Here is a 24,953-nt window from a genome sequence, read left to right as displayed (position 1 = left end):
AGGCGAGTGACTTAATTTTTAGCATCCACGCAAACGAGTACGAAAACCGTACATCATTTGCGGGGTGCTTCAATGCCGAGCCTGATTCACCGCATCGCCCATTGGCTGTCGGCCAGTTGCCTGTCAGGCGTGCTGTCCATTCCCCACGTGCTGGCCGACGACCCTGCCAGCCAGCAGTTGCGCGATCAACAGCATGGGCTGCGGCAACTGGAGCAACAGCAGCGGCTGGAGCGCTGGCGGCGCATCTCCGCCCCGACTGAACCGACCAACAGCACTTCCCAGCGACCGCACGATGATCGCTGCTGGGCAGTCGATGGCGTGCGCGTGGCGGGCATGCACCGGCTTTCGAGCTCGGCACTGGCGCCCACCCTCCGTGCGCTCACGCCTGCCTGCATGGGCATCGCCGATATCAATCGGCTGCTCAAAGCCATCACCCAACGTTATGTACAAGCCGGCTACCCAACCAGCCGACCCTACCTGCGACAGCCCCCAGAACAAGGCATGCCGTTGGACATCGTCATTGTCGAAGGCTTTGTCGAAACCATCGAACTGGCAGGTCCCGACCTGCCCCTGTCCCTCTCCAGTGCCTTCCCAGGCCTGCTCGGGCAGCCACTTTACCTGCCCGACCTTGAGCAAGGCCTGGACCAGCTCAACCGCCTTCGCGCCTATGAACTGGGCGCCACCTTGCTGCCCGGCGAACTGCAGGGCGGCACCCGCGTGGTCGTGCAGCCGGGCAAGGTTGCATCACGCTGGCACCTGGACAGCCGCTTCGACAACCGGGGCAGCGAGCTGACCGGCCGCCACCGCGTCAACCTCGGCATTGGCCTGGACAGCCCGCTTGGCCTCAATGATGAGCTGCGCCTGTCGTGGACCCGCACGGTGCTCGATACGCCCGGCCAAAGCCAAGGGATATCGTTGTACTACAGCATCCCCTACGGCGCCTGGACCTTTGCCCTCAGCGCCAGCCAGCTAAGCTATCAAGCCCCACTCCCCTACAGCGACAAGGCTGCCGACGGCAGCAGCAGCTATCAGGGCCTGAGTGTCGAGCGGGTGTTGTGGCGCAACCAGCAAGGCATGCTCAGCGCCAGCGCCCGGCTGGACCGCAAGCAGCTGATCAACCGCAGCGCTGGCGCAGTTATCGTCCAGCAGAGCCCGACGCTGGCCACGGTAGAGGCCGGCCTCAACCTGCTGTGGCTCGAAAGTGGCCTGTGGAACGGTTACTTCGGCGTTGCCCAAGGCATTGACGCATTGGGTGCCGACCGCTCGCCCCTGGGTGCTCAACGCCTGCGCCCGGACTTTCGCAAATACCGCGCCAACCTGCTGCACCTGCGTCAGGGCCCGGCACCCAACCCTTGGCGCTGGCAGAGCGAGCTGGCCCTGCAGTACAGCCGCGACCCGCTACCTGCCGTCGAACAACTGCTGGTCAGCGACGATTCGGCTGTCCGCGGCTTTCGTCTGCACACTTACTCCGGTGCCAGCAGCGCCGTCTGGCGCAATACGTTCAGCCAAGCGCTGCCACTGACCTGGGCCCACCCCTTCGAGATACGCCCCTACATCGGCCTGGACCAGGGCTGGGTTCGCACCGCCGAAGGCAAACCGTCACAGCGCCTGGCCGGGGCCGCCGCAGGGTTGGAACTGAGCCTGCCCGGCAGCCGCCTGCGCCTGGACTACCAACGCGCCTTGTACACCAGTGACCTGCCCCGCCCGCTGCTGGAGCCCGGCTTCTGGGTGCTGGACTGGACCCTGAACATCTGATTCACCCACAACAAAGAGAACGAGAAAATGCAAACACTCTCGCAGTTACCGCCTGTTCGCCCGGATACCTTGCGCTGGGCAATCTTCCTCGCCGTGCTCGGGCCCAGCGCCGCACTGGCTCAGACCGGGCTGGAAGCAGCCAGCGGCCCCGGGGGGACCCCGGTCATCCACAATGGCCACGGGGTGCCGGTGATCGACATCGTGCCGCCCAACGCCAAGGGGCTGTCACACAACCAGTTCATCGACTACAACGTGGCCACCCCTGGCCTGGTGCTGAACAACGCCACCGCAGCCGGGCAGTCGCAACTGGCCGGTGCCCTGGCGGCCAACCCGCAATTTCAAGGCCAGGCCGCCTCGACCATTCTTAACGAAGTGGTCAGCCGCAACGCCTCGCTGATCGAGGGGCCGCAGGAAATCTTCGGGCGCCCGGCCGACTACATACTGGCCAACCCCAATGGCATCACCCTCAATGGCGGCAGTTTCATCAACACCACCCGCGCAGGCTTCGTGGTGGGCACCCCGCAATTCGAGGAGCAACAGCTCAGGTACCTCGATACGCTCACGGCCAGTGGCACCCTGCAGGTACTGGAGCATGGCCAGGGCAATGCCGGTGGCGCACTCGAACTGATCGCACCACGCGTGGACAGCAAAGGCCTGCTCATGGCCAGCGAAACGCTCGACATCACCGTCGGTCGCAACCGTATCGACAGCCGCAGCGGCGAGGTGGTCGAACACCTGCCCAGCCCCTCGTCGAGCATTGATGCCAGCCTGTTCGGCGCCATGCGCGCCGGGCGTATCCGTGTGGTAAGTACCGCCGAAGGCGCGGGTGTGCGTGTGGGGGCCTCGCAGATTCTGGGCGCCGAGGGGGTCGACATCAGCTCGGCCGGGGGCCTGCATGTCAGTGGCAGTGGCGACCGCCCGACCGAGCTGCGCAGCGAGCGCGGCGTGCTGAAACTCACCGCTGCCGATGACCTGATGCTTGAAACGGTCGACGGCCAGGCCCCGCGAATCGAAGCAAGGGCGGGCAAGAAACTCACACTGGACGCCAAGACAATCGAGCACATCAAGCACGACAGTGACAGCTGGAACAAGAAGTTCTGGTTCGTCACCCGCGAAACCTACAACAGCAAAACCACCACCACCCACCAGCAGCAACAGGGCAGTCAATTGCTGGGCACTGACAGCGTGCTGTTGCAGTCCGGCGACGACATGCGCATGACCGCAGCGAAGGTGGACGCCGGTAGCGAGCTGATGGTCGACAGCGGTGCCGGCCTGGACATCCTCGCCGGCATCGACAGCAAACGCACCGAACAGCAGGTGCGTCATCGCAAGGATTTATGGCGCGGTGACAGCGATAGCGACCAGCTCAAGGAAACCGCAAAGGGCAGTACCCTGAGCGCCGGGCACATGTCGATAAAGGCAAGCGACAACCTCAACGTGCAGGGCAGCAGCCTGCACAGCCGCGGCGATCTGGCTATCCAGGCAAAACAGGCCGACATCGGTACCACCACCTTGCAGGAACACGGTACCCAACGCGATTACCGAGGCGACCTGGTATCCGGTACATTCTTTGGCGATCGAAAAGGTAACGACACCGAGGGCCAGGTCGTCGCGGGCAGCACCATAACCAGCGATGGCGAGCTCACAGTCAGAGCCGACCAGGTCGCCATCAAAGGCAGTACCGTGTTCGGTAAAAAGGACGCGGTGCTCTACAGCGAGAACGGTTCGCTGGCCATCGCGGCGGACCATGGCAGCACGACCTCCACCCAGCGCACCAGTGACAGTAAGCTGTTCGGCCTGATCGGCAGCACGCACGAAAGCACGGACCGCAAACAGCAGGTACTGGTCAGCGACGTCAGCTCGACCAGCAACCTGCGCCTGGCCAGCGCCGAAGAGATGCGCATCCAGGGCGCCAAGGTTGCCGCTGGCAAGCATCTGCAAGTCGAGGCCAAAGGCGACCTGCTGATTGGCAGTGCGCAATCGGTCGATGAACGCGAAACCCGCGACCAACAACGGGGTTTCACGGCCAGCGCCAGACAGACCCAGGAAGCCGAGGATGGCAAGCCCGAGTCTCGCCAATACGCGGCTGGCGTGGCGTATGAGGTCGTGACCACCACCAGCAAGCAGCGCGCGACCAGCCAGGTTGCCAGTGAGCTCAAGGGTGCCTCGGTGGGCATGAGCAGCAGCGCGCACCTGCAGGTCAACGGCAGCAAGGTCCAGGCCACTGCCGGCGACCTCGATGTGCAGGCGCGGGAAGTGACACTGGGGGCGACCCGCAACGACCGTGACGTAGTCACCAGCACCACCGAAAGTGGTGGCGGGCTGACGGTAACCGGTGGCATCGACCGCCTGGGCAGTTTGTTCGAAGGCCATCACAACCGCGAGGTGCAAGCCGAACGCGAAAGCAAGGTGCAGCGCAGCGAGTTGCAGGCCAGCGGCGATCTGAAATTGCGCAGTGATGCACTGCTCACCGAGGCCGTGCACGTTGAGGCCGGCAACACCCTGCAGGTGACCGCCGAACGCATCGACAACCGTGCAGTGCAGGATACCCATGAACATGAACAAAGCCGTGACGACTGGTCGGGTAGCCTGGGCGCCAGTATCGAATACCGCGACCTGACCCGCCCTATCGAACGCCTGGTGCTGGGTGAGGAAGCCGCGCGCTTCCAGCAAGCCTCGCCCGAAGACGCCATGGCACCGCCCAGCGTGGGTGCCGACATGACGGTTGAACACCTCAAGCGCCTGGAAAACCAGCGCCGTGGCATTGCTCAGGTCAGCGAGTTGTCCGCAGCAAAGGTCGAGGTCAAGGCTGACACACTGGCCGACCAGGGCACAGCCTGGCGGGCCAATGCCGGCTCGCTGAAAATCGAGGCGCAGCAGCACCAGGTGAGCGCCGCCGAAAATACCCAGGAAACCACCGTTCAACGCCTGGCCTATGGTGGCGACGCGCGCCTGGACACCAGCACCGGCGAGGACTTGAATGTACGCGCCGCCGGCAAAGGAGGCTCGCTGGATAAAAAGGATATCGCCAGCACCGCCGTGCCCGGCAGCCTTTACGGGCAACAGGGTATCCAGGTACAGCTGGGCAGCGATGGCCGCTACGAAGGGGCCCGCATCGATGGCGGTGAAGGCAGCGTGGTCATGCACAGTGCAGGGTCGTTGGCCCTACCCCAGGCGACCGACCAGGCCGAACAGCAGTCACGCCAGCTCGATGGCAATGCCTGGGCCAAAGTCGGCAACCGCCCGGGCAGCACCGGCGTCGATGGCCGGGGCTATCTGGACCATGGCCAGAAGCTGAGCACGCAGAGCAAGGCACAAGTGGCACAAATCGACGCCAAGGGCGAAGTTCAACTGACCAGCGCCGGCGACCTGTTGCTCGAAGGCACCCGCATTGGCAACCGCGAGGCCAAGGCCGGCGACATACGGGTGCAAAGCGGTGGCCAGTTGCAGGTCAAGGCGGCCAGCAACACCCAGCAGGCCACAGGCGCCAACCTGGGTGGCGGCATGGAGCTGGCGGCCAAGGCTGGCCAGACCCAGGGGGGAGCCATAGGCGGCCACTTCAGCCACGGCAAGCAGGACGAACATGCACGTCAGGCGGTCGATGCCCAGTTTGCCAGCAACGGCACACTGACCCTGACCAGCAGCGCCCGCGAGGACATCGCCCTGCACCTGCAAGGCCTGCAGGCCTCGGCCGAACAGATCACCCTCGACGCCTCGAATGGCGGCATGCTGCTTGAAGCCTCTTCCAGCCAGGAGCGACGCGACAACCTCGACATCTCGGCCGGCGCCGGTTTCAACATGGCCAAGGGCGCGTTGGACACCCGCGGCCTGCATGGCCGGCTCAAGGTAGAGCTCGACAAGCGCGACAACCTCACCTGGAATACCAGTGACCTGCGCGCCGAGCGCATCGACCTGCAAAGCCGCGGCGATACCCGCATCGAGAGTGCCACCCTGGATGCAAAGCATATTGGCGGCACAATCGACGGTGACCTGCGCATCGCCAGCCTCAAGGACAACGTCAACACCCTGAGCGTGAAGGGCGATGTCAGGCTGAGCCAGGAGAAAAACCCGCAGGGCTATGTCAACGCGGCCAAATCGGTGGCAGGGCCGCTGGGAGGCAAGGTCGAGAAAACGGCAGGTTCTGCCCTGAGCAAGGCAGACCCAGGGTTCTCGCCGACCGTCAGCCTCGACGTGTCGCATGCACAGCGCGACAACGTGACGCGTCAGACCACGCTTAAAAGCAGCGACGGCATCGACCTGCAGGTCGGTGGCAACGCTCATCTGGTAGGGGCACGCTTGCAGTCGGCCAAAGGCGACGTGAGGCTCGACGCCAACTCGGTCACCCAGGAAACGCTAAGCGGCAATGACTATCGCCGAGACCTGTCGCTCGATGCGTCCAACTCACCGGTGGATCTGGGCACGGCAATCGCCGAGATAGCCAAAAGCAAAATGGCGGCGGATGGGGAAAATGCGCTGGACCTGGGTGTGTTGAGAACCAGTGGGCATAGTCGCAGCGAGCAATGGGCTTCGAGCATGCAAGGGAAGAAGCACTAAGACGCAATCGCGGCCCTGGCCATTTGGGGGCATCAGAAATCTTGTGCCCTGCTGCTGATACCCAGGCACCGCGTGTCCCCCGCTTCCACAGCGAATACCACAGCCCCCTGGGCGTGTGATTGCTCTGTGGGAGCGGGCTTGCCCGCGAAGAGGCCGGTACAGGTCAAGCCAACCTGTGCAGCCCCCGCCACCGATCCAGCCCAAGCAACACCAGCCCTATCCCCCAGAAACCCGCCAGCGCCCCAAGGGCGTTGAGCATTACCTGCCCATATCCCAGGCTGGCCACATCGATGAACGGATAGGCATACACGCCAATCTCGCTCCCCCGCCACAACGCATAACCAAAGTAGACCGCCGGGTACACCGCCCACACCAGCAAATGCCATAGCCGCAAACTGCCCTTGGGCACCTCGCTCCACCAGTACAAGACATACAGCACCGGCATCACGTCGTGCAGCAACTCGTCCGCCAGCCATTGCCAACCCTGTGGTTGCCACAAATGACGCAGCAGCACGCTGTAGGCCAGCGCCACCAGCACGATACTGGCGGCCACTGCAGAGCTTACCGAGGGCGACAGGAAAAAGCGTTTGCCACGGCCTTCCCGGCCGAATGCGGCATAGCTGAGCACCGTTGCCACCAGGGTATTGGTCAGCACGGTGAAATAGCCAAACACATTGATCAGGCCGCCAATCAGGCTGGCCTGTTCCTGCCAACGCGCCAGCAGTACCAGGTTCACCTGCACGGCCAGGCCGAACCAGCCAAGCACAGCCATGCCGGTCAGCCAAGGGCGACGCGACATGTCAGGCCTGACGCTGCAGCTTCACGTACAGCTGCTCGACCTTCTCCCGCGCCCATGGCGTTTTGCGCAGAAAAGTCAGGCTCGACTTGATGGTCGGGTTGCTCTTGAAACAGCGCACGTCTATGCGCTCGGCCAGGCCCTGCCATTGGTAGTGCGCCACCAGCTCGGTGAGGATCTGTTCAAGGGTCTTGCCGTGCAGCGCGTTGTGTTGGGCCGTGCTCATGCTGTGCTCCGTAGGAAAGATGCGCACCTTACACGAGTGTAGTGGCGGGTGGGATCAGTCATGGCGACAGAAAAATCGCTGGCCATGGGCAAAACCTATGTGCTGAAATAGTTATGTTATGTTGTAACACTATAAAAGCCTCTGCCAAGGAACGCCCCATCCCCATGCTGTACTCACCGCTTCGCCTCTCTCCTCTCGCCGTTGCGCTCTGGCTGGCCTCATCGCCCAGCCAGGCCGTAGAGCTCGAACCCCAGGTCATCACCGCCAACCCGCTGGGCAACCGCCAACTGGCGGCGCCCAGCACCGTGCTCGAAGGCGACAACCTGCTGCAACAGCAGCACGGCAGCCTCGGTGAAACCCTGAACAAGCAGCCCGGTGTCGCCTCTACCTGGTTCGGCCCTGGCGCCAGCCGACCGGTCATTCGCGGCCTGGACGGCGACCGCATCCGCATTCTGCGCAACGGCGTCGGCGCCCTGGATGCCTCGTCGCTGTCCTACGACCACGCCGTGCCCCTGGACCCGGTGACGGTCGACCGTGTCGAAATCGTCCGTGGCCCGGCCGCCTTGCTGTATGGCGGTAACGCCATCGGCGGCGTGGTCAACACCTTCGACAACCGCATCCCGGACTCGCCGATCGAGGGCATCCACGGTGCCGGCGAACTGCGTTACGGCGGCGCCGACACCACCCGCAGCAGCGCCGGCAAGCTGGAGGCCGGCGACGGCGCCTTCGCCCTGCACCTGGACGCCAACAGCCGCCAGTTCAACGACCTGCGCATCCCGGGCTACGCACGCAGCGCCAAGGTGCGCGATACCGACGAGCCCGGCAGCAAACACCGCCTGGAAAACAGCGACGGTCGCCAGGACGGCGGCGCAATCGGTGGTGCCTACCACTGGGACCACGGCTACGCCGGCCTGTCGTACAGCCGCTACGACAGCAACTACGGCTCGGTGGCCGAGTCCGGCGTGCGCCTGGACATGAAGCAGGATCACTACGCCTTCGCCTCCGAACTGCGCGACCTCGACGGCCCGTTCAGCTCGGTCAAGGTAGATGCCGGCTACACCGACTACGAACACAGCGAAATCGAGGAAGGCGAGGTCCATACCACCTTCAAGAACAAGGGCTACGAAGCCCGCATCGAAGCCCGTCACCAGCCGCTCGGGCCGATTGAAGGGGTGATCGGTGCCCAGGTCAGCCGCAACGAATTCTCCGCCCTGGGCGAGGAAGCCTTCGTCCCGCACACCGATACCGACAGCCTGGCGCTGTTCATGCTGGAGCAGTGGCAAGCCACCGAACGCCTGAACCTGAGCCTGGGCGCGCGCATGGAGCACACCCGCGTAGACCCGGACGCCAAAGGCAACGAGAACTTCGTCGACGCCGACAGCGCCAGCAGCTTCAACGCCTTCAGCCTGTCTTCAGGCGCGGTGTACCAGCTCGACCCGGTCTGGTCGCTGGCGGCCAGCCTCGGCTACACCGAGCGCGCCCCGACCTTCTACGAGTTGTATGCCAACGGCGCCCACGTGGCCACCGGTGCCTTTGAAGTCGGTGATGCCAGCCTGAACAAGGAAAAGGCGATTTCCGCCGACCTGGCGCTGCGCTTCGACAACGGCACCCACAAGGGCAGTGTTGGGGTGTTCTACAGCCACTTTCGCAACTACATCGGCCTGATCGGCACCGGCAACCTGCGTGAGGGCGGGCATGATCACGACCATGACGAGGATGACCACGACCACGATCATGACGACGGCTTCCCGGAATACCAGTACCAAGGCGTGCGGGCGCGCTTCTACGGCATCGAGGCCCAGGACCGCTGGCAGTTGGCCGAGAACCGTTACGGCAGCTTTGCGCTGGAGTTGTCCGGTGACTACACCCGGGCCAAGAACCTGGACAGCGGCGAGCCACTGCCCCGCATCGCCCCGCTGCGCCTGAACAGCGGCCTGGTCTGGGAACTGGACCGCTGGCAGGCGCGAGTAGACGTGCAGCACGCTGCGTCGCAGCACCGCAAACCCGCCAACGAAACCGGCACCGATGGCTACACCACCTTGGGGGCCAGCGTTGGCTACCGCTTCGACATTGGCCAGAGCCAGTGGCTGGCGTTTGTACGCGGCGAAAACCTCACCGACCAGACCGTGCGCTACGCCAGTTCGATCCTGCGCGATATCGCACCGGCGCCGGGGCGCAGTGTGGAAGTCGGGTTGCGTACCACCTTCTGAACCACAAGCGACGAAGATCGATGTAGGAACGGGTTCACCCGCGAAGACGATGGTAGGTCAACCGGCGCATTCGCGGGTGAACCCGCTCCTACACCTGCCTCGATTAATGACGACTGTTGCCCGTTCAACAACAATCCTCTGCGACAATTTGTCTTTTTTTCTTACAACTTCCCCTATATCCTCCCCGCCGCAAGCTGAAACGCTTCATCGAACAACCTTGTCGCCATATCCATTGAGGGGCTCGCCCTTCGATGCGCTTGCCGTTTTTTCAATAATCAAAAGATAGCGCTATCTCATGTTCCAACTGCCTAAAACCTGTTACATCGGCCTCGCCCTTAGTGCCTTGGCAACCCCCGCCAGCGCCAGCGAAATGTTCGCCAGCGATTCCCCGTGGATGCTCGGCGACTGGGGTGGAAGCCGCAGCGAACTGCTGGAAAAGGGCTACGAATTTACCCTTGGCTACACCGGCGAGATGGGCAGCAACCTGCACGGCGGCTACGACCACGACCGCACCGCGCGCTACAGCGACCAGTTCACCTTTGGCAGCCACCTGGACCTGGACAAGATCCTCGGCTGGCACGACACCGAACTCCAGCTGACCGTCACCGAGCGTCACGGCGACAACATCAGCAACGACCGCATCAACGACCCGCGTGTCGGCGGCTTCACCTCCGCCCAGGAAGTCTGGGGCCGCGGCGAAACCTGGCGGTTGACGCAGATGTGGATCAAGCAGAAGTACTTCGACGGTGCGCTGGATGTGAAATTCGGCCGCTTCGGTGAAGGCGAGGACTTCAACAGCTTCCCTTGCGACTTCCAGAACCTGGCCTTCTGCGGCTCGCAGGTGGGCAACTGGGTAGGTGGCATCTGGTACAACTGGCCAGTCAGCCAGTGGGCCCTGCGCGTGCGCTACAACCTTACCCCTGAGCTGTACGCACAGGTCGGCGTCTTCGAGCAGAACCCTTCCAACCTTGAATCTGGCAATGGTTTCAAGCTCAGCGGCAGCGGCACCCAAGGTGCGGTAATGCCGTTCGAACTGGTATGGACCCCACGTATCCAAGGCTTGAAAGGGGAATATCGTGCCGGCTACTACTACAGTAATGCCAAGGCACAAGATGTTCTCAAGGACAGCAACGGTCAGCCGGCCGCCATCAGCGGCGCCGCCTACCGCAGCAGCTCGAGCAAGCACGGCTTGTGGATTGGCGCCCAGCAGCAGGTCACCTCGCTGGCGTCCGACCAGTCACGCGGCTTGAGCGTGTTCACCAACGCCACCGTGCATGACAAGAAGACCAATGCCATCGACAACTATGTGCAGGCAGGACTGGTATTCAAAGGGCCCTTCGATGCCCGCGCCAAGGACGACATCGGTTTCGCCCTGGCCCGCGTGCACGTCAACCCTGCCTATCGCAAGAACGCCCGCCTGGCCAACCAGGCCGCCGGCCTCTACGACTACGACAACCCAGGCTTCCTGCCCGTGCAGGACACCGAGTACAGCGCCGAGCTGTACTACGGCATCCATTTGGCCGACTGGCTCACGGTACGCCCCAACCTGCAGTACATCCGCCACCCGGGCGGAGTGTCGCAGGTGGATGGCGCCCTGATCGGCGGCCTGAAGATCCAGAGCAGTTTCTAACCCCTTTTTTGACCTGACGGAGAACCTACGATGAGCACTGAAGGTGCGAACCAAGGAAGCCGCTGGCTACCGCGCCTGATTGGCGCGCTGCTGTTGCTGATGGGCCTGGCCCTGCTGGCCGGCGGTATCAAGCTGAGCCAGCTGGGCGGATCGCTGTACTACCTGATCGCCGGTATCGGCTTTGCCCTTTCGGGCATCCTGCTGCTGGCCCAACGCCAGATCGCCCTGGGCCTGTATGGCCTGGTGCTGCTGGGCAGCACCGTTTGGGCCCTGCTCGAAGTGGGCCTGGACTGGTGGCAACTGGTGCCCCGTCTGGCCATCTGGTTCGCCATCGGCGTGGTGCTGCTGCTTCCGTGGGCACGTCGCCCGCTGATCGGCCCGGCCAACAAAGCCAATACTGCACTGCTCGGCCTGGCAGTGGTCGCTTCGGGCGCTTGCGCGCTGGGCAGCCAGTTCACCCATCCCGGTGAAGTGTTCGGCGAACTGGGCCGCGACAGCAGCGAAATGGCCAGTGCCGCACCGGCCATGCCCGACGGCGAATGGCAGGCTTACGGCCGTACCGAGCATGGTGACCGCTACTCGCCGCTGCACCAGATCACCCCGCAGAACGCCTACCGCCTGGAAGAGGCCTGGCGCATTCGCACCGGTGATCTGCCGACCGAAAACGACCCGGTGGAGCTGACCAACCAGAACACCCCGCTGAAGGTCAACGGCATGCTGTACGCCTGCACCGCGCACAGCCGCCTGCTGGCGCTGGACCCGGACACTGGCGCGGAAATCTGGCGCTACGACCCGCAGGTCAAGAGCCCGACCGGCACCTTCAAAGGCTTTGCCCACATGACGTGCCGTGGCGTCTCGTACTATGACGAAAACCGCTACGTCAGCCGCGACGGCAGCCCGGCGCCGAAAATTACCGACGCAGGCCAGGCGGTGGCCCAAGCCTGCCCACGTCGCCTCTACCTGCCGACTGCAGATGCCCGCCTGATCGCCATCAACGCCGACAACGGCAAGGTCTGCGAAGGCTTCGCCAACCAGGGCGTGATCGACCTCACCACCGGCATTGGCCCGTTCACCGCCGGCGGCTATTACTCCACCTCGCCTGCTGCCATTACCCGTGACCTGGTGATCATCGGTGGCCACGTCACCGACAACGAGTCGACCAATGAGCCGTCCGGGGTGATCCGCGCCTACGACGTGCACGACGGTCACCTGGTGTGGAACTGGGACAGCAACAACCCGGACGACACCAAGCCATTGGCTGCCGGCAAAATGTACAGCCGCAACTCGGCCAACATGTGGTCAATCGCCAGCGTCGACGAAGACCTTGGCATGATCTACCTGCCGCTGGGCAACCAGACCCCGGACCAGTGGGGCGCCGACCGCACCCCGGGCGCCGAGAAGTACAGTGCCGGCGTGGTCGCCCTTGACCTGGCCACCGGCAAGGCACGCTGGAACTATCAGTTCACCCATCACGACCTGTGGGACATGGACGTCGGCAGCCAGCCGACCCTGGTACACCTGAAAACCGACGATGGCGTGAAACCGGCGATCATCGTACCGACCAAGCAAGGCAGCCTGTACGTGCTCGACCGCCGCGACGGTACGCCAATCGTGCCGATCCGCGAGATCCCCACCCCACAAGGCGCAGTGGAAGGCGACCACACCTCGCCAACCCAGGCTCGTTCCGACCTCAACCTGCTCGGCCCAGAGCTGACCGAACAGGCCATGTGGGGCGCCACGCCTTTCGACCAGATGCTGTGCCGCATCCAGTTCCGCGAACTGCGCTACGAAGGCCAGTACACCCCGCCATCCGAACAAGGTTCGTTGGTCTACCCCGGCAACGTCGGTGTATTCAACTGGGGCAGCGTGTCGGTCGACCCGGTGCGCCAGCTGCTGTTCACTTCGCCCAACTACATGGCGTTCGTGTCGAAGATGGTCCCGCGTGAGCAGGTTGCCGAAGGCAGCAAGCGCGAAAGCGAGACCAGCGGCGTGCAGCCGAACACCGGTGCACCGTATGCAGTGACCATGCACCCGTTCATGTCGCCGCTCGGCGTACCGTGCCAGGCACCCGCCTGGGGCTACGTCGCCGCCATCGACCTGTTCACCAACAAGGTGGTGTGGAAACACAAGAACGGCACCACCCGGGACAGCACTCCTGTGCCGATCGGCCTGCCGGTTGGCGTGCCAAGCATGGGTGGCTCGATCGTCACCGCCGGTGGCGTCGGTTTCCTCAGCGGCACGCTCGACCAGTACCTGCGCGCCTATGACGTGAACAACGGCAAGGAATTGTGGAAGGCACGCCTGCCAGCGGGTGGCCAGGCTACGCCGATGAGCTACACCGGCAAGGACGGCAAGCAGTACGTGCTGGTGACTGCCGGCGGCCATGGCTCACTGGGCACCAAGATGGGCGATTACATCATCGCTTACAAATTAGCTGAGTAAGCGACACCGCTCCCGCAGGCTCAACCCTGTGGGAGCAACTGTCTTGCTCAATTTCTGAAAGCTGGCGCGATCCGTGTGGGAGCGGCCTTGCGTCGCGAAAGGGCTGCACAGCAGCCCCGGGGTTTCAGCGTCGATGCAAATAATGCCGGGGCCGCTTCGCGGCCCTTTCGCGACACAAGGCCCCCACAGGCCAGTGTTCAGCCTCAGCCCAGCCCAGTGTCGAGAAACATCATCACCGCAAACCCGCCCATCAACCCTGGGTAATGGAGCTGGGTGCAGCGCTGGGCATCAAGGTCGAGCCGGCGCTGGAAGCCCTGAAAGTCGCCGTACACATCTAAAGCCTGGCGCAGTCCTTGTGGAGCCTTGTGTCGCGATTGGCTCGCGCAGCGGCCCCAACGCTCTAGAATGCTGGATGGATGCTGGGGCTGCTGCGCAGCCCAATCGCGACACAAGGCCACTCCCATACCATTGAAACCCATCCCCTCCCGCCCCATCTAAGCACCATAGTCATTCACGCAGGTGCCCCATGAGCGACCAGCAGGATTTCCCGGAACACCCGGACGAACACAGCGAAGTCGAACACACCCTCCAGGCCGAAACCGGCCACGCCCTCGCCCTGCCCGGCCAGCAGCTGCCGGACAAGGTCTACGTCATCCCGATCCACAACCGCCCGTTCTTCCCGGCCCAGGTACTGCCGGTCATCGTCAATGAAGAACCCTGGGCCGAAACGCTCGACCTGGTGGCCAAGTCACCGGACCACTGCCTGGCGCTGTTCTTCATGGACACCCCGCCAGAAGACCACCGCCACTTCGACACCTCGGCACTGCCGCAGTACGGCACGCTGGTCAAGGTGCACCATGCCAGCCGCGAAAACGGCAAATTGCAGTTTGTCGCCCAGGGCCTGTCCCGGGTGCGCATCCGCAACTGGCTCAAGCACCACCGCCCGCCCTACCTGGTCGAAGTCGAATACCCGCGCCAGCCCGCTGAGCCGACCGACGAGGTCAAAGCCTACGGTATGGCACTGATCAACGCGATCAAGGAGCTGCTGCCGCTGAACCCGCTGTACAGCGAAGAGCTGAAGAACTACCTCAACCGCTTCAGCCCCAACGACCCCTCGCCGCTCACCGACTTCGCCGCCGCGCTCACCTCGGCCACCGGCAACCAGTTGCAGGAAGTGCTCGACTGCGTGCCCATGCTCAAACGCATGGAAAAGGTACTGCCAATGCTGCGCAAAGAGGTGGAAGTCGCACGCTTGCAGAACGAAATTTCGGCCGAGGTCAACCGGCAGATCGGCGAGCACCAGCGCGAGTTCTTCCTCAAGGAACAACTCAAGGTCATCCAGCAGGAGCTGGGGCTGACCAAGGACGACCGCAGCGCCGACCTCGAACAGTTCGAACAGCGCCTGGAAGGCAAGACCCTGCCGCCCCAGGCACGCAAGCGCATCGATGAAGAGATGGGCAAACTGGCCATCCTGGAAACCGGCTCGCCCGAATACGCCGTCACCCGCAACTATCTGGAATGGGCCACCGCCCTGCCGTGGGGCGTGTACGGCAAAGACAAGCTCGACCTCAAACATGCGCGCAAAGTCCTCGACCAGTACCACGCTGGCCTCGACGACATCAAGGAGCGCATCCTCGAGTTCCTCGCCGTGGGCGCCTGGAAAGGCGAGATCAGCGGCTCGATCGTGCTGTTGGTGGGCCCGCCCGGTGTGGGCAAGACCAGCATCGGCAAGTCCATCGCCGAATCGCTCGGCCGGCCATTCTATCGCTTCAGCGTCGGCGGCATGCGTGACGAAGCCGAGATCAAGGGCCACCGCCGCACCTACATCGGTGCCCAGCCCGGCAAGCTGGTGCAGGCCCTGAAAGACGTCGAAGTGATGAACCCGGTGATCATGCTCGACGAAATCGACAAGATGGGCCAGAGCTATCAGGGTGACCCGGCATCAGCGTTGCTGGAAACCCTCGACCCCGAGCAAAACGTCGACTTCCTCGACCACTACCTCGACCTGCGCCTGGACTTGTCCAAGGTGCTGTTCGTGTGCACTGCCAACACCCTCGATTCGATACCCGGGCCGTTGCTCGACCGCATGGAAGTGATCCGCCTGTCCGGCTATATCACCGAAGAAAAAATGACCATCGCCAAGCGCCACCTGTGGCCCAAGCAGCTGGAAAAGGCCGGCGTTTCCAAGACCAGCCTCAGCATCAGCGACAGCGCCCTGCGCCTGGTGATCGACGGTTATGCCCGCGAGGCCGGTGTGCGCCAGCTGGAGAAGCAACTGGGCAAACTGGTGCGCAAGGCTGTGGTCAAGCTGCTGGAAAACCCCGACGCCAAACTTAAGATCGGCACCAAAGACCTGGAGACCGCACTCGGCATACCGGTGTTCCGCTGCGAGCAGGTACTGGCTGGCAAAGGCGTTATCACCGGCCTGGCCTGGACCAGCATGGGCGGCACCACGCTGCCGATCGAGGCGACCCGCATCCACACCCACAACCGCGGCTTCAAGCTGACGGGCAAACTGGGTGACGTGATGAAGGAGTCTGCCGAAATTGCCTACAGCTACATCAGCTCCAACCTCAAGCAATTTGGCGGGGATCCAGGTTTCTTCAACGAAGCGTTCATCCACCTGCACGTACCCGAAGGCGCCACGCCCAAAGACGGCCCCAGTGCCGGCATCACAATGGCCAGCGCGTTGCTTTCACTGGCCCGCGACCAGCCTGCCAAAAAGGGTGTCGCCATGACGGGCGAGCTGACCCTCACCGGTCAGGTACTGCCGATTGGCGGCGTGCGCGAGAAGGTGATTGCGGCGCGGCGGCAGAAGATTTTCGAACTGATCCTGCCGGAGCCCAACCGCGGCGACTTCGAAGAACTGCCGGACTACCTGCGCGAAGGCCTGACAGTGCATTTCGCCAAGCGCTTTGCCGACGTGGCGAAAGTGCTGTTCTAGCCTGTTCCGGCCTCTTCGCGGGCAAGCCCGCGCCTGCACGGGTACGCTATCCCTGCAGGCGCGGGCTTACTCGCGAAAGGGCCGGCACAGGCAACACAAATGTCCTCGATCATCGGTTATCCTCAGGCCATCGCCAGCCTTCGGAGCCACCATGACCTCTCCTCGTCTGCTCGTTCCCCTGAGCTTCGCCCTGCTTTCTGCCTGCGCTCAAACACCCTCGCAGCCTGTTGACCTGGACGCCGAAAGCGAATGCCCAAAGCGCCTGCAGGTCGGTCAGGTCCTCACGCTTACCCTGCCCAGCAACCCCACCACCGGCTACCGCTGGCTGTTACAGAACCCGGCGCCCAACGTATTGCAAAGCCTTGGCCCCGAGGTTTACAGCGCGCCTGAAGACACCGGTATCGTCGGCAGCTCGGGCATGTCGACCTGGCGCTTCCAGGCCCGCGCTGCCGGCGAAGGGAACCTGGTATTGGTCTACCAGCAACCCTGGGCCCCGGAAGTGCGCCCGGTGCAGACCTTCGATTGCGCCATTCGGGTCAATTGAACGCACAGCGCTGGTCAGCCAACCATGCATCCCGGCTGCGGTTTGGCTAGAATGCGCCCCCTGCCTATCACCAGCCGCCTGGATTCGCCGTGAGCAAACAACCCGACCGCCTTTTCTCCCAACCCCTGGAGCAGGTGCCCGACTTCGTCTTCAACGAAGACGTCGTACGTGTGTTCCCGGACATGATCAAGCGCTCGGTGCCCGGTTACCCAACCATTGTCGAGAACCTCGGGGTTCTGGCCGCCCGGTTCGCCCAGCCAGGCACCGCACTGTACGATCTGGGCGCATCGCTGGGCGCCGTTACCCAGTCGCTGCGTCGCCATGTGCGCAGCGACGGCTGCAGGGTAATCGCGGTGGATAACTCCGCTGCCATGGTCGAGCGCTGCCGGCAGTACCTCACTGCACAAGATTCGATGTTCCAGGAGTTGCTGCCGGTGCACGTGCTGGAGGCCGATATCCTTGCCCTGCCCTTCGAGCCGGCCTCGGTAGTGGCGATGAACTTCACCCTGCAGTTCATTGCCCCTGACCAGCGCCTTGAACTGCTCGGGCGAATCCGCCAGGCGCTGCTGCCCGGGGGCGCGCTGATTCTGTCGGAGAAGCTGCGCTTCGCCGATGAGCAAGCGCAGGACCTGCTCAATGAACTGCACCTGGATTTCAAACGGGCCAATGGCTACAGCGAACTGGAGATCGCCCAGAAGCGCAGTGCCATCGAAAACGTGATGAAGCCCGATACACTCGAAACCCACCAGGAACGCCTGCGCGCAGCCGGCTTCTCGAAAGTGGTGCCTTGGTTCCAATGCCTTAACTTCGCCTCGTTGATAGCCCTGCCATGATCGATCTGTCTCCCCTCGTCCGCCGCCTGGCGGGCACGCCCCTGGCTTCCTGGTCGCAAGGCCTGCAAGCGCAACTCGACGCCAAGCTGGAAAAGGGTCACGGTGACCTCGACCGCTGGCGCGGGGCGCTGGAAGCCCTGCCCGCCCTGCAACCCAGTGAAGTCGACCTGGTCAACGGGTTGCGTCTGGATTGCGACTGCGACGACGCCACCCGCGCGCAGATGCGCCAGGCACTGATGGGCCTGTCGCCCTGGCGCAAGGGGCCATTCGACCTGTTTGGCGTGCACGTTGACACCGAATGGCGTTCGGACTGGAAGTGGTCGCGGGTCGGCCCGCACCTGGACCTCAAAGGCAAGCGCGTACTCGACGTGGGCTGTGGCAATGGCTACTACCAATGGCGCATGCTCGGCGCCGGCGCCGACATGGTGGTTGGGGTCGACCCCAACTGGCTGTTCTTCTGCCAGTTCCAGGCCGTGCAGCAATACCTGCCGGAGTTACCGGCCTGGCACCTGCCGTTCGCCCTGGAAGACCTGCCCGCCAACCTTGAAGGTTTCGATACCGTGTTTTCCATGGGCGTGTTCTATCACCGCCGCTCGCCCATCGAGCACCTGCTGGCGCTCAAGGACTGCCTGGTCAAAGGTGGCGAGCTGGTGCTGGAAACGCTGGTTATCGAGGGCGACGAAAACCAGGTGCTGGTGCCTGAGGACCGCTATGCACAGATGCGCAACGTCTGGTACCTGCCGTCGGTACCGGCGTTGGCCCACTGGTTGCGCCGTGCCGGCTTCAGCGATGTGCGCTGCGTCGACGTGAGCGTGACCAGCGTCGAGGAGCAGCGCAGCACCGATTGGATGCGCTACCAGTCGCTGAGCGACTTCCTCGACCCGAACGACCACAGCAAGACCGTCGAAGGCCTGCCTGCCCCACGCCGCGCCACCCTGCTGGCGCGCAAATAAAAAAGGCGCCCGCAGGGGCGCCTGAATACACCTGCGGCGAGGAGCCGTCGCGGCGCAGGTGTCGTTACCTCAATCCTTGGCCACCTCACGCGCCTTCTCTTGCGCCTTGCGCTCGCGCTCGGCAACAGCCTGTTGCTTGTCGCCATGCAGACGCTGCTGGTCTTCGCGGAAGGCTTGCCAGAACTGCTTGGAGCGCTCCGCACCGCCCTCGGCATAAACACTGGCGCTGCCCAGGGCAAGGGTGGCCAACAGCAGGTATTTGGTCAGGTTCATCGTGTTTGCCTCGTAATAACCGATCAGACACGGCCATCCTAGCGAGGGCTGGCTAACGGCAAGGTGAGGCGGGGATTACAGTCCTGCAATGTGGCCTTGTGTGGACTGTTCGGGCCTCTTCGCGGGTAAACCCGTTCCTACAGGCGCGGCTTACCCGCGAAGAGGCCCGAACAGACAGCCAGATAACAGCTGAATTACAAATCCGTTATCTGCACCGCAGGCCTTTTTTCATGCCGTAACATTGGAGCGCTTGACCCTGATGTCACTACAGGGTCAAGAATCGCCCCCTTTCAACACACCGAGCCCCCCATGCGCCTACTGATCATCGAGGACGAGCTGCGTACCGCCGACTACCTGCAACAGGGCCTTCGCGAGAACGGTTACGTGGTCGACTGCGCCCACACAGGCACCGACGGCCTGCACCTGGCACGCCAACAGGCCTATGACCTGGTCATCCTCGACGTCAACCTGCCCGAAATCGATGGCTGGACCGTGCTGCAGCGGCTACGTGCCGAATCGGCCACGCGCATCATGATGCTGACCGCCCACGGTCGCTTGGCCGACCGGGTAAAAGGCCTGGACCTGGGCGCGGATGACTACCTGCTCAAGCCCTTTGAGTTCCCTGAGCTACTGGCGCGCATCCGCAGCCTGCTACGCCGCAACGACCAGCAACTGCAGCCCAGCACCCTGCGCGTCGCTGACCTGGAACTGGACCCCGGCCGCCACCGCGCCTACCGCGCCGGGCAGCGCATCGACCTGACCGCCAAGGAGTTTGCCCTGCTGCACCTGCTAATGCGCCAGACTGGCGAAGTGTTGTCGCGCACGCAAATCATCTCGCTGGTGTGGGACATGAACTTCGACTGCGACACCAACGTGGTCGAGGTCTCGATCCGACGCCTGCGGGCGAAGATCGACGACCCGTTCGACAACAAGCTGATCCATACCCTGCGTGGTGTGGGCTACGTACTTGAGGCTCGCCTTTGAAAAATGCCAGCCTGTCGTTACGCCTGGGCCTGAGCGTGACATTGATGGGCGCCGCACTGGTGCTGCTGCTGGCCTGCCTGGCCGTGTTTGCCCTGGATCACGAACTGGACAGCCGCGCGCGCAAGGATTTGGCGCGCAAGATGCTTCAGGTCGAGCACAACCTGCGTGTCGACCTGCGCAGCGAGGACCTGGGCAGCCGCGCCCATCCACTGCTGGACCTGGTGATGGGGCATGACAACCTAAGCCTCAGTGTGCTGGCTCTCGACGGCCGCCACCCCCACCTGCTCAGCCTCGGCCCGGCCCTGGAATCGCGGGTCGGTGAACTGCACACCGATGCGCGCCTGGCCTTTCACGCCTGGCGTGACAGCGGCGGTAACCAGATCCTCACCGTTACCCGGTTGATGCGCCTGCGCGACAACACCCCTGTCAAGGTGATGATGTCGCTCAACCGCGCCGACGACAACGCCCTGCTGCAAGCCTACCTGCACTCGACGTTGCTCGCCTTGCCACTGCTACTGGTTTTGATTGGTGCGGGGGCATGGTGGCTGATGCAGCGCGGCCTGAAACCATTGCGGCACTTCCGGCGCATTGCCGGGCAGGTGTCGGCCCAGGACCTGCAGCATCGCCTGCCCGCTACCGCCCTGCCGCAGGAACTGGCAGACCTGGCCGGCAGTATCAACGTGATGCTCGATCGACTCGACCAAGGTGTCAGGCAGCTGTCGCAGTTCTCTGACGACCTGGCCCATGAACTGCGCACACCGTTGAGCAACCTGATGGGCAAGGCGCAGGTGACACTGGCCCGTGAGCGGGACAACGCCAACTATCGGGAAGTGCTTGAAGACAGCATCGAAGAACTGACCCGGCTCAACCGCATCATCAACGACATGCTGTTTCTTGCCCAGGTCAGCCAGCCGCATACGCAGGTTGCGTTGAAACCCTTGGCGCTGTCCGACGAGGCAGCGCGGGTTGTCGAGCTGTTTGCCTACAGTGCCGAGCTGAAAGAAATTGAGCTACGTGTTCAGGGCTGGGGGACTGCGCTGGGAGACCGGCTGATGTTTCAGCGGGCACTGTCGAACCTGTTGAGCAACGCCATACGGCACAGTCCCGAGGGTAAACCCGTGGCTCTGCGCATCGAACGCTCGGGCAGCGAAGTCAGGCTATCCGTGGAGAACCAGGGGCCGGGTGTGCCTGCAGAGCACCAGTCGCGCTTGTTCGAGCGGTTTTACCGGGTAGGTTCGGGGCGTTCGCGGCTGGAGGGCGGGACCGGGTTGGGGTTGGCGATCGTGAAGTCGATCATGCAGTTGCATGGCGGGCGGGTCGAGGTCAGCAGCTGCCCCCTGGGGCCTACCCGGTTTACCCTGGTGTTTCCTGCCGAGTGATCGGCCGCCTGTGCTGGCCTCTTCGCGGGCTTGCCCGCTCCCACAGGGGCTGCACAACCTCAAGGCCTGTGGGTACCTGTGGGAGCGGGCAAGCCCGCGAAGAGGCCGGTACAGGCGACCAACAATCAGCGCGAAGCCGCCACGATCAGCGCCTTCATCTCGGCCACAGCAGCCTTGAAGCCGACAAACAAGGCATGCGCCACCAATGCATGGCCAATGTTCAGCTCATTGATACCCTTGATCGCCGCCACCGCCTCGACGTTGTGGTAGTGCAGCCCGTGACCCGCATTGACGATCAGCCCATGCCCCACGCCAACCGCCACACCCTCGACGATCCGCTGGAGCTCTTCAGCCACTTCGGTGGGGGTTTCGGCATCGGCATAACGGCCGGTGTGAAGCTCGATGGCCGGTGCGCCAACCCGATGCGAGGCCTCGATCTGCCGTTCGTCGGCGTCGATGAACAGCGACACCTCGGCACCGGTACGCGCCAGCCGTTCGACTGCAGCCTTGATCCGCGCTTCCTGCCCTGCCACATCCAGGCCACCTTCAGTGGTCAGCTCCTGACGGGTTTCGGGTACAAGGCAGATGTGCGCCGGGCGAATCTTCTCGGCAAAGGCCATCATCTCTTCGGTGACGCCCATCTCGAAGTTCATGCGGGTCTGCAGCACATCCTTGAGCAGCACAACGTCACGCTCCTGGATGTGCCGGCGGTCTTCACGCAGGTGCACGGTGATGCCATCGGCGCCTGCTTCCTCGGCGTCCAGGGCAGCCTTGACCGGGTCAGGGTAGCGCGTGCCACGGGCCTGGCGCAGGGTCGCCACGTGGTCGATGTTTACGCCAAGAAGCATGCGGTTACTGTGAGTCACGAAAGGCTCTCCTGAAGATTGAGCCCAACAGCATACGTCCTGATCAGCGCTTGCGAAACAGTTCCCGGCTGACCAGCGGTTTTGCCCCCAGGTGAACTGCCAGTGCCTGGCGCATCAGCCGCTTTGCAGCGAGCAAGGCGCCAGGTGCGTCCCAATCGGCTTCAGCCAGGGCCAGCAACTCGATCCCGCGAAACAGGCCGGGCTGCAACAGCTCGACCCGCTCCAGGCCGGCATCCACGCGCAGGCGATACAGGCCGTCGGCGGCGATCGGCTGGTCGTTGACGTCTTGGCTCAATGAAAACGCATACCCGAGCTCATCAAGCAGCCGCCATTCGAACGAACGCAGCAGAGGTTCCAGCGGGCGGCCTTCAGCCAGGGCCTGCAAGGTCAGGGTGTAGTGTTCGAAAATGGCCGGAAACGGTGCTTCGGCGGGCAGCAGCCGCATCAGCAACTCATTCAGGTACAAACCGCTGAACAGCGCATCGCCATGCAGCCAGGCGGCGATGCCGCTGCTGTCCATGCGGCCGACATTCTTCAGCTCGCCGCGCCCCCGCAGCTCTAGCTCCAGGAGGACGAACGGCCGCACCAGGCTACCGCCCTTACCCCGCGCGCGACGTAGCACGGCGCGCATGCGGCCCTGCGGGGTGAAAAAGTCCACCAGCGCGCTGGTTTCCTTATAGGCACGGCTGTGCAGCACATAGGCTGGCTGGCCGACAGGTTGTTCCATTAAAAATCACTCGCGCCGAGGGTTGCACTGGCCCTTGTGGGAGCGGCCTTGTGTCGCGAAAAGGGCCGCAAAGCGGCCCCAGATTTTTAGCTTTGCAGCATAAATCGCCGGGGCTGCTGCGCGGCCCTATCGCAACACGAGGCCGCCCCTACAGGGACCAGCGCGCGGCTTACAGGTCGCCGTAGCCCAGCGAACGCAGGGCGCGCTCGTCGTCGGACCAGCCGCCCTTTACCTTGACCCACAGGTTGAGCATGACCTTGGAATCGAACAGCACTTCCATGTCCTTGCGCGCCTCGGAACCGATGCGCTTGATGCGCTCACCCTTGTCACCAATGATGATTTTTTTCTGGCCATCGCGTTCAACCAGGATCAACGCGTGAATGTGCAGCACATGGCCCTGCTGCTTGAATTCTTCGATCTCCACGGTGATCTGGTACGGCAACTCCGCACCCAACTGGCGCATGATCTTCTCGCGCACCAGTTCGGCGGCCAGGAAGCGGCTGCTACGGTCGGTGATCTGGTCTTCGGGGAAGAAATGATCGTTCTCGGGCAGGTGCTTGGCGATCTGTGCTTCCAGCGCCTCGAGATTGTGCCCCTGCTGTGCGGAAATCGGCATCACCTCGGCGTTCGGCAGCTGCTCTTGCAGCCACTGCAGGTGCGGGATCAGCTCGGCTTTCTCTTCCATACGGTCGGTCTTGTTGACCGCGATGATCAGCGGGCCGGTCACATATTGCACGCGCTCCAGCACCAGTTGGTCCTCGTCGGTCCACTTGGTACGGTCGACCACGAAGATCACCACGTCGACGTCCTTGAGGGCCGCCGAGGCATTGCGGTTCATGTAACGGTTCAGGGCCTTGTCGTTGGCCTTGTGCATACCGGGGGTATCGACGTAGATGGCCTGCACATCACCTTCGGTCTTGATGCCGAGCATGTTGTGGCGGGTGGTCTGCGGCTTTCGCGAAGTAATCGCCAGCTTCTGGCCCAGGATGTGGTTGAGCAGGGTCGACTTGCCGACGTTGGGACGGCCAACAATGGCTACGTAGCCGCAGCGGGTCGGGTTACTATCAGTCATTGCCATTCTCCACGCCCAGGGCGATCAGTGCAGACGCGGCGGCGACTTGCTCGGCAATACGCCGGCTAACGCCTTGACCACGGCTCTTGTTGTTCAGCAGTACCACTTCGCATTCGACGAAGAAGGTCCGGCAGTGTGGTTCACCCTGGATATCCACGACTTCGTAACGCGGCAGCTCACAGCTGCGCGACTGCAGGAACTCTTGCAGGCGGGTTTTCGGATCTTTATTGGTGTCGACCAGTGTCAGGCCTTCAAACTCATCGGCCAGCCAGGCCAGGATGCGCTCCCGGGCGGTGTCCATGTCAGCGTCCAGGTAGATGGCACCAATCAGTGCCTCCAGGGCGTCGGCCAGGATCGACTCGCGGCGAAAGCCGCCGCTCTTGAGTTCTCCGGAACCCAGGCGCAGGTAATCGCCCAGATCAAAACCACGGGCCAGACGGGCCAGGGTCTCTCCCTTGACCAACCGCGCACGCAGCCGCGACAACTGGCCTTCGCGGGCCTGCGGAAAACGCTCGAACAGCGCTTCGCCGGCAACGAAGTTGAGAATGGCGTCACCGAGGAACTCCAGGCGCTCATTGTTGCGCCCGGCGTAACTGCGATGGGTCAGTGCCAGGAGCATCTGGTCCTGGTTCTTGAAGGTGTAACCGAGCTTTCGCTCCAGACCGGCAAGGGAAGCACTCATGCGGCCACCCGATCGTTGTTCAACGCGTTGTTCAAATCAACATCCTGAAAGACTGTTTGGCTGTGGTCCGCCGATTGGTGTGT

At 63.3% G+C, this 24,953-nt stretch carries 19 protein-coding genes; 11 read left to right on the top strand and 8 right to left on the bottom strand.

Features of this window, described 5'->3' with window-relative positions; all coding sequences use genetic code 11:
• The first annotated feature begins 72 nt into the window (after window positions 1-72).
• Window positions 73-1,755: a ShlB/FhaC/HecB family hemolysin secretion/activation protein gene (locus tag I8746_RS18075; RefSeq protein WP_012053594.1), complete on the top strand. Its 1,683-nt coding sequence runs from the start codon at window positions 73-75 to the stop codon at window positions 1,753-1,755.
• 27 nt (window positions 1,756-1,782) lie between these two features.
• Window positions 1,783-6,309, top strand: a complete 4,527-nt coding sequence (locus tag I8746_RS18070) for a hemagglutinin repeat-containing protein (protein WP_221100913.1) — start codon at window positions 1,783-1,785, stop codon at window positions 6,307-6,309.
• 163 nt (window positions 6,310-6,472) lie between these two features.
• Here the strand turns inward: I8746_RS18070 and I8746_RS18065 are convergent, their stop codons facing one another.
• Window positions 6,473-7,108: a Pr6Pr family membrane protein gene (locus tag I8746_RS18065; RefSeq protein ID WP_221100912.1), complete on the bottom strand. Its 636-nt coding sequence runs from the start codon at window positions 7,106-7,108 to the stop codon at window positions 6,473-6,475.
• Between the two features lies 1 nt (window position 7,109).
• The gene (locus I8746_RS18060) at window positions 7,110-7,331 is read right to left on the bottom strand and encodes a VF530 family DNA-binding protein (protein WP_003252112.1); all 222 of its coding nucleotides are present in this window, start codon (window positions 7,329-7,331) and stop codon (window positions 7,110-7,112) included.
• A gap of 164 nt (window positions 7,332-7,495) precedes the next feature.
• Between I8746_RS18060 and I8746_RS18055 the strand changes: the two genes are divergently transcribed.
• The 3 genes from I8746_RS18055 to I8746_RS18045 all read left to right on the top strand — a co-directional run bounded on the left by I8746_RS18055 (window position 7,496) and on the right by I8746_RS18045 (window position 13,613).
• Entirely contained in the window at window positions 7,496-9,541 is a 2,046-nt protein-coding gene (locus I8746_RS18055) for a TonB-dependent receptor (RefSeq protein ID WP_221100911.1), read from the top strand.
• A gap of 295 nt (window positions 9,542-9,836) precedes the next feature.
• Window positions 9,837-11,171, top strand: coding sequence for a carbohydrate porin (locus I8746_RS18050; RefSeq protein ID WP_221100910.1), 1,335 nt, complete (start codon window positions 9,837-9,839; stop codon window positions 11,169-11,171).
• A gap of 30 nt (window positions 11,172-11,201) precedes the next feature.
• Window positions 11,202-13,613, top strand: coding sequence for a glucose/quinate/shikimate family membrane-bound PQQ-dependent dehydrogenase (locus tag I8746_RS18045; RefSeq protein ID WP_221100909.1), 2,412 nt, complete (start codon window positions 11,202-11,204; stop codon window positions 13,611-13,613).
• 203 nt (window positions 13,614-13,816) lie between these two features.
• On the opposite strand, the gene I8746_RS27250 is transcribed toward I8746_RS18045, so the two are convergent.
• Window positions 13,817-13,945, bottom strand: a complete 129-nt coding sequence (locus I8746_RS27250; protein WP_259674163.1) for a hypothetical protein — start codon at window positions 13,943-13,945, stop codon at window positions 13,817-13,819.
• A gap of 194 nt (window positions 13,946-14,139) precedes the next feature.
• On the opposite strand from I8746_RS27250, the gene lon reads away from it, so the two are divergent.
• The 4 genes from lon (at window position 14,140) to cmoB (ending at window position 18,887) form a co-directional block, all read left to right on the top strand.
• Window positions 14,140-16,557 (top strand): endopeptidase La, encoded by a 2,418-nt coding sequence (gene lon / locus I8746_RS18040; protein ID WP_221100908.1) that lies wholly within the window; start codon window positions 14,140-14,142, stop codon window positions 16,555-16,557.
• A 151-nt stretch (window positions 16,558-16,708) separates the two neighbouring features.
• The gene (locus I8746_RS18035; protein ID WP_047604460.1) at window positions 16,709-17,101 is read left to right on the top strand and encodes a protease inhibitor I42 family protein; all 393 of its coding nucleotides are present in this window, start codon (window positions 16,709-16,711) and stop codon (window positions 17,099-17,101) included.
• An 89-nt stretch (window positions 17,102-17,190) separates the two neighbouring features.
• The gene (cmoA, locus tag I8746_RS18030) at window positions 17,191-17,934 is read left to right on the top strand and encodes a carboxy-S-adenosyl-L-methionine synthase CmoA (protein WP_004575434.1); all 744 of its coding nucleotides are present in this window, start codon (window positions 17,191-17,193) and stop codon (window positions 17,932-17,934) included.
• Window positions 17,931-18,887 (top strand): tRNA 5-methoxyuridine(34)/uridine 5-oxyacetic acid(34) synthase CmoB, encoded by a 957-nt coding sequence (gene cmoB, locus I8746_RS18025; protein ID WP_221100907.1) that lies wholly within the window; start codon window positions 17,931-17,933, stop codon window positions 18,885-18,887. Before cmoA ends, cmoB begins: the two co-directional genes overlap by 4 nt.
• Before the next feature lie 69 nt (window positions 18,888-18,956).
• Here the strand turns inward: cmoB and I8746_RS18020 are convergent, their stop codons facing one another.
• Window positions 18,957-19,160, bottom strand: a complete 204-nt coding sequence (locus I8746_RS18020; protein WP_003252072.1) for a hypothetical protein — start codon at window positions 19,158-19,160, stop codon at window positions 18,957-18,959.
• 309 nt (window positions 19,161-19,469) lie between these two features.
• Between I8746_RS18020 and I8746_RS18015 the strand changes: the two genes are divergently transcribed.
• Together I8746_RS18015 and I8746_RS18010 are read left to right on the top strand one after the other, a co-directional pair.
• The gene (locus tag I8746_RS18015; RefSeq protein WP_003252070.1) at window positions 19,470-20,144 is read left to right on the top strand and encodes a heavy metal response regulator transcription factor; all 675 of its coding nucleotides are present in this window, start codon (window positions 19,470-19,472) and stop codon (window positions 20,142-20,144) included.
• Window positions 20,141-21,523, top strand: a complete 1,383-nt coding sequence (locus tag I8746_RS18010) for a heavy metal sensor histidine kinase (protein ID WP_014859169.1) — start codon at window positions 20,141-20,143, stop codon at window positions 21,521-21,523. The genes I8746_RS18015 and I8746_RS18010 overlap by 4 nt, the downstream gene beginning before the upstream one ends.
• 125 nt (window positions 21,524-21,648) lie before the next feature.
• Here the strand turns inward: I8746_RS18010 and pdxJ are convergent, their stop codons facing one another.
• From pdxJ to rnc, 4 genes are all read right to left on the bottom strand, one after another.
• Complete coding sequence (gene pdxJ, locus I8746_RS18005; RefSeq protein ID WP_014754330.1) at window positions 21,649-22,371, bottom strand: pyridoxine 5'-phosphate synthase; 723 nt, start codon at window positions 22,369-22,371, stop codon at window positions 21,649-21,651.
• A gap of 61 nt (window positions 22,372-22,432) precedes the next feature.
• The gene (recO, locus tag I8746_RS18000; protein WP_012053602.1) at window positions 22,433-23,116 is read right to left on the bottom strand and encodes a DNA repair protein RecO; all 684 of its coding nucleotides are present in this window, start codon (window positions 23,114-23,116) and stop codon (window positions 22,433-22,435) included.
• A gap of 169 nt (window positions 23,117-23,285) precedes the next feature.
• Window positions 23,286-24,188 carry a GTPase Era gene (era, locus tag I8746_RS17995; protein WP_003252061.1) on the bottom strand — a complete coding sequence of 301 codons (903 nt, stop codon included), beginning with the start codon at window positions 24,186-24,188 and terminating at the stop codon, window positions 23,286-23,288.
• A complete protein-coding gene (gene rnc / locus I8746_RS17990) occupies window positions 24,181-24,870 on the bottom strand; it encodes a ribonuclease III (RefSeq protein ID WP_003252059.1) in 690 nt (229 codons plus the stop codon). The genes era and rnc overlap by 8 nt, the downstream gene beginning before the upstream one ends.
• Between the last annotated feature and the right edge of the window lie 83 nt (window positions 24,871-24,953).

This window comes from Pseudomonas sp. USTB-Z (assembly GCF_019691255.1).
Classification (GTDB): domain Bacteria; phylum Pseudomonadota; class Gammaproteobacteria; order Pseudomonadales; family Pseudomonadaceae; genus Aquipseudomonas; species Aquipseudomonas alloputida.
Note: the sequence above shows the minus strand (reverse complement) of the source record. Positions and strands in the feature narration are given on the sequence as shown.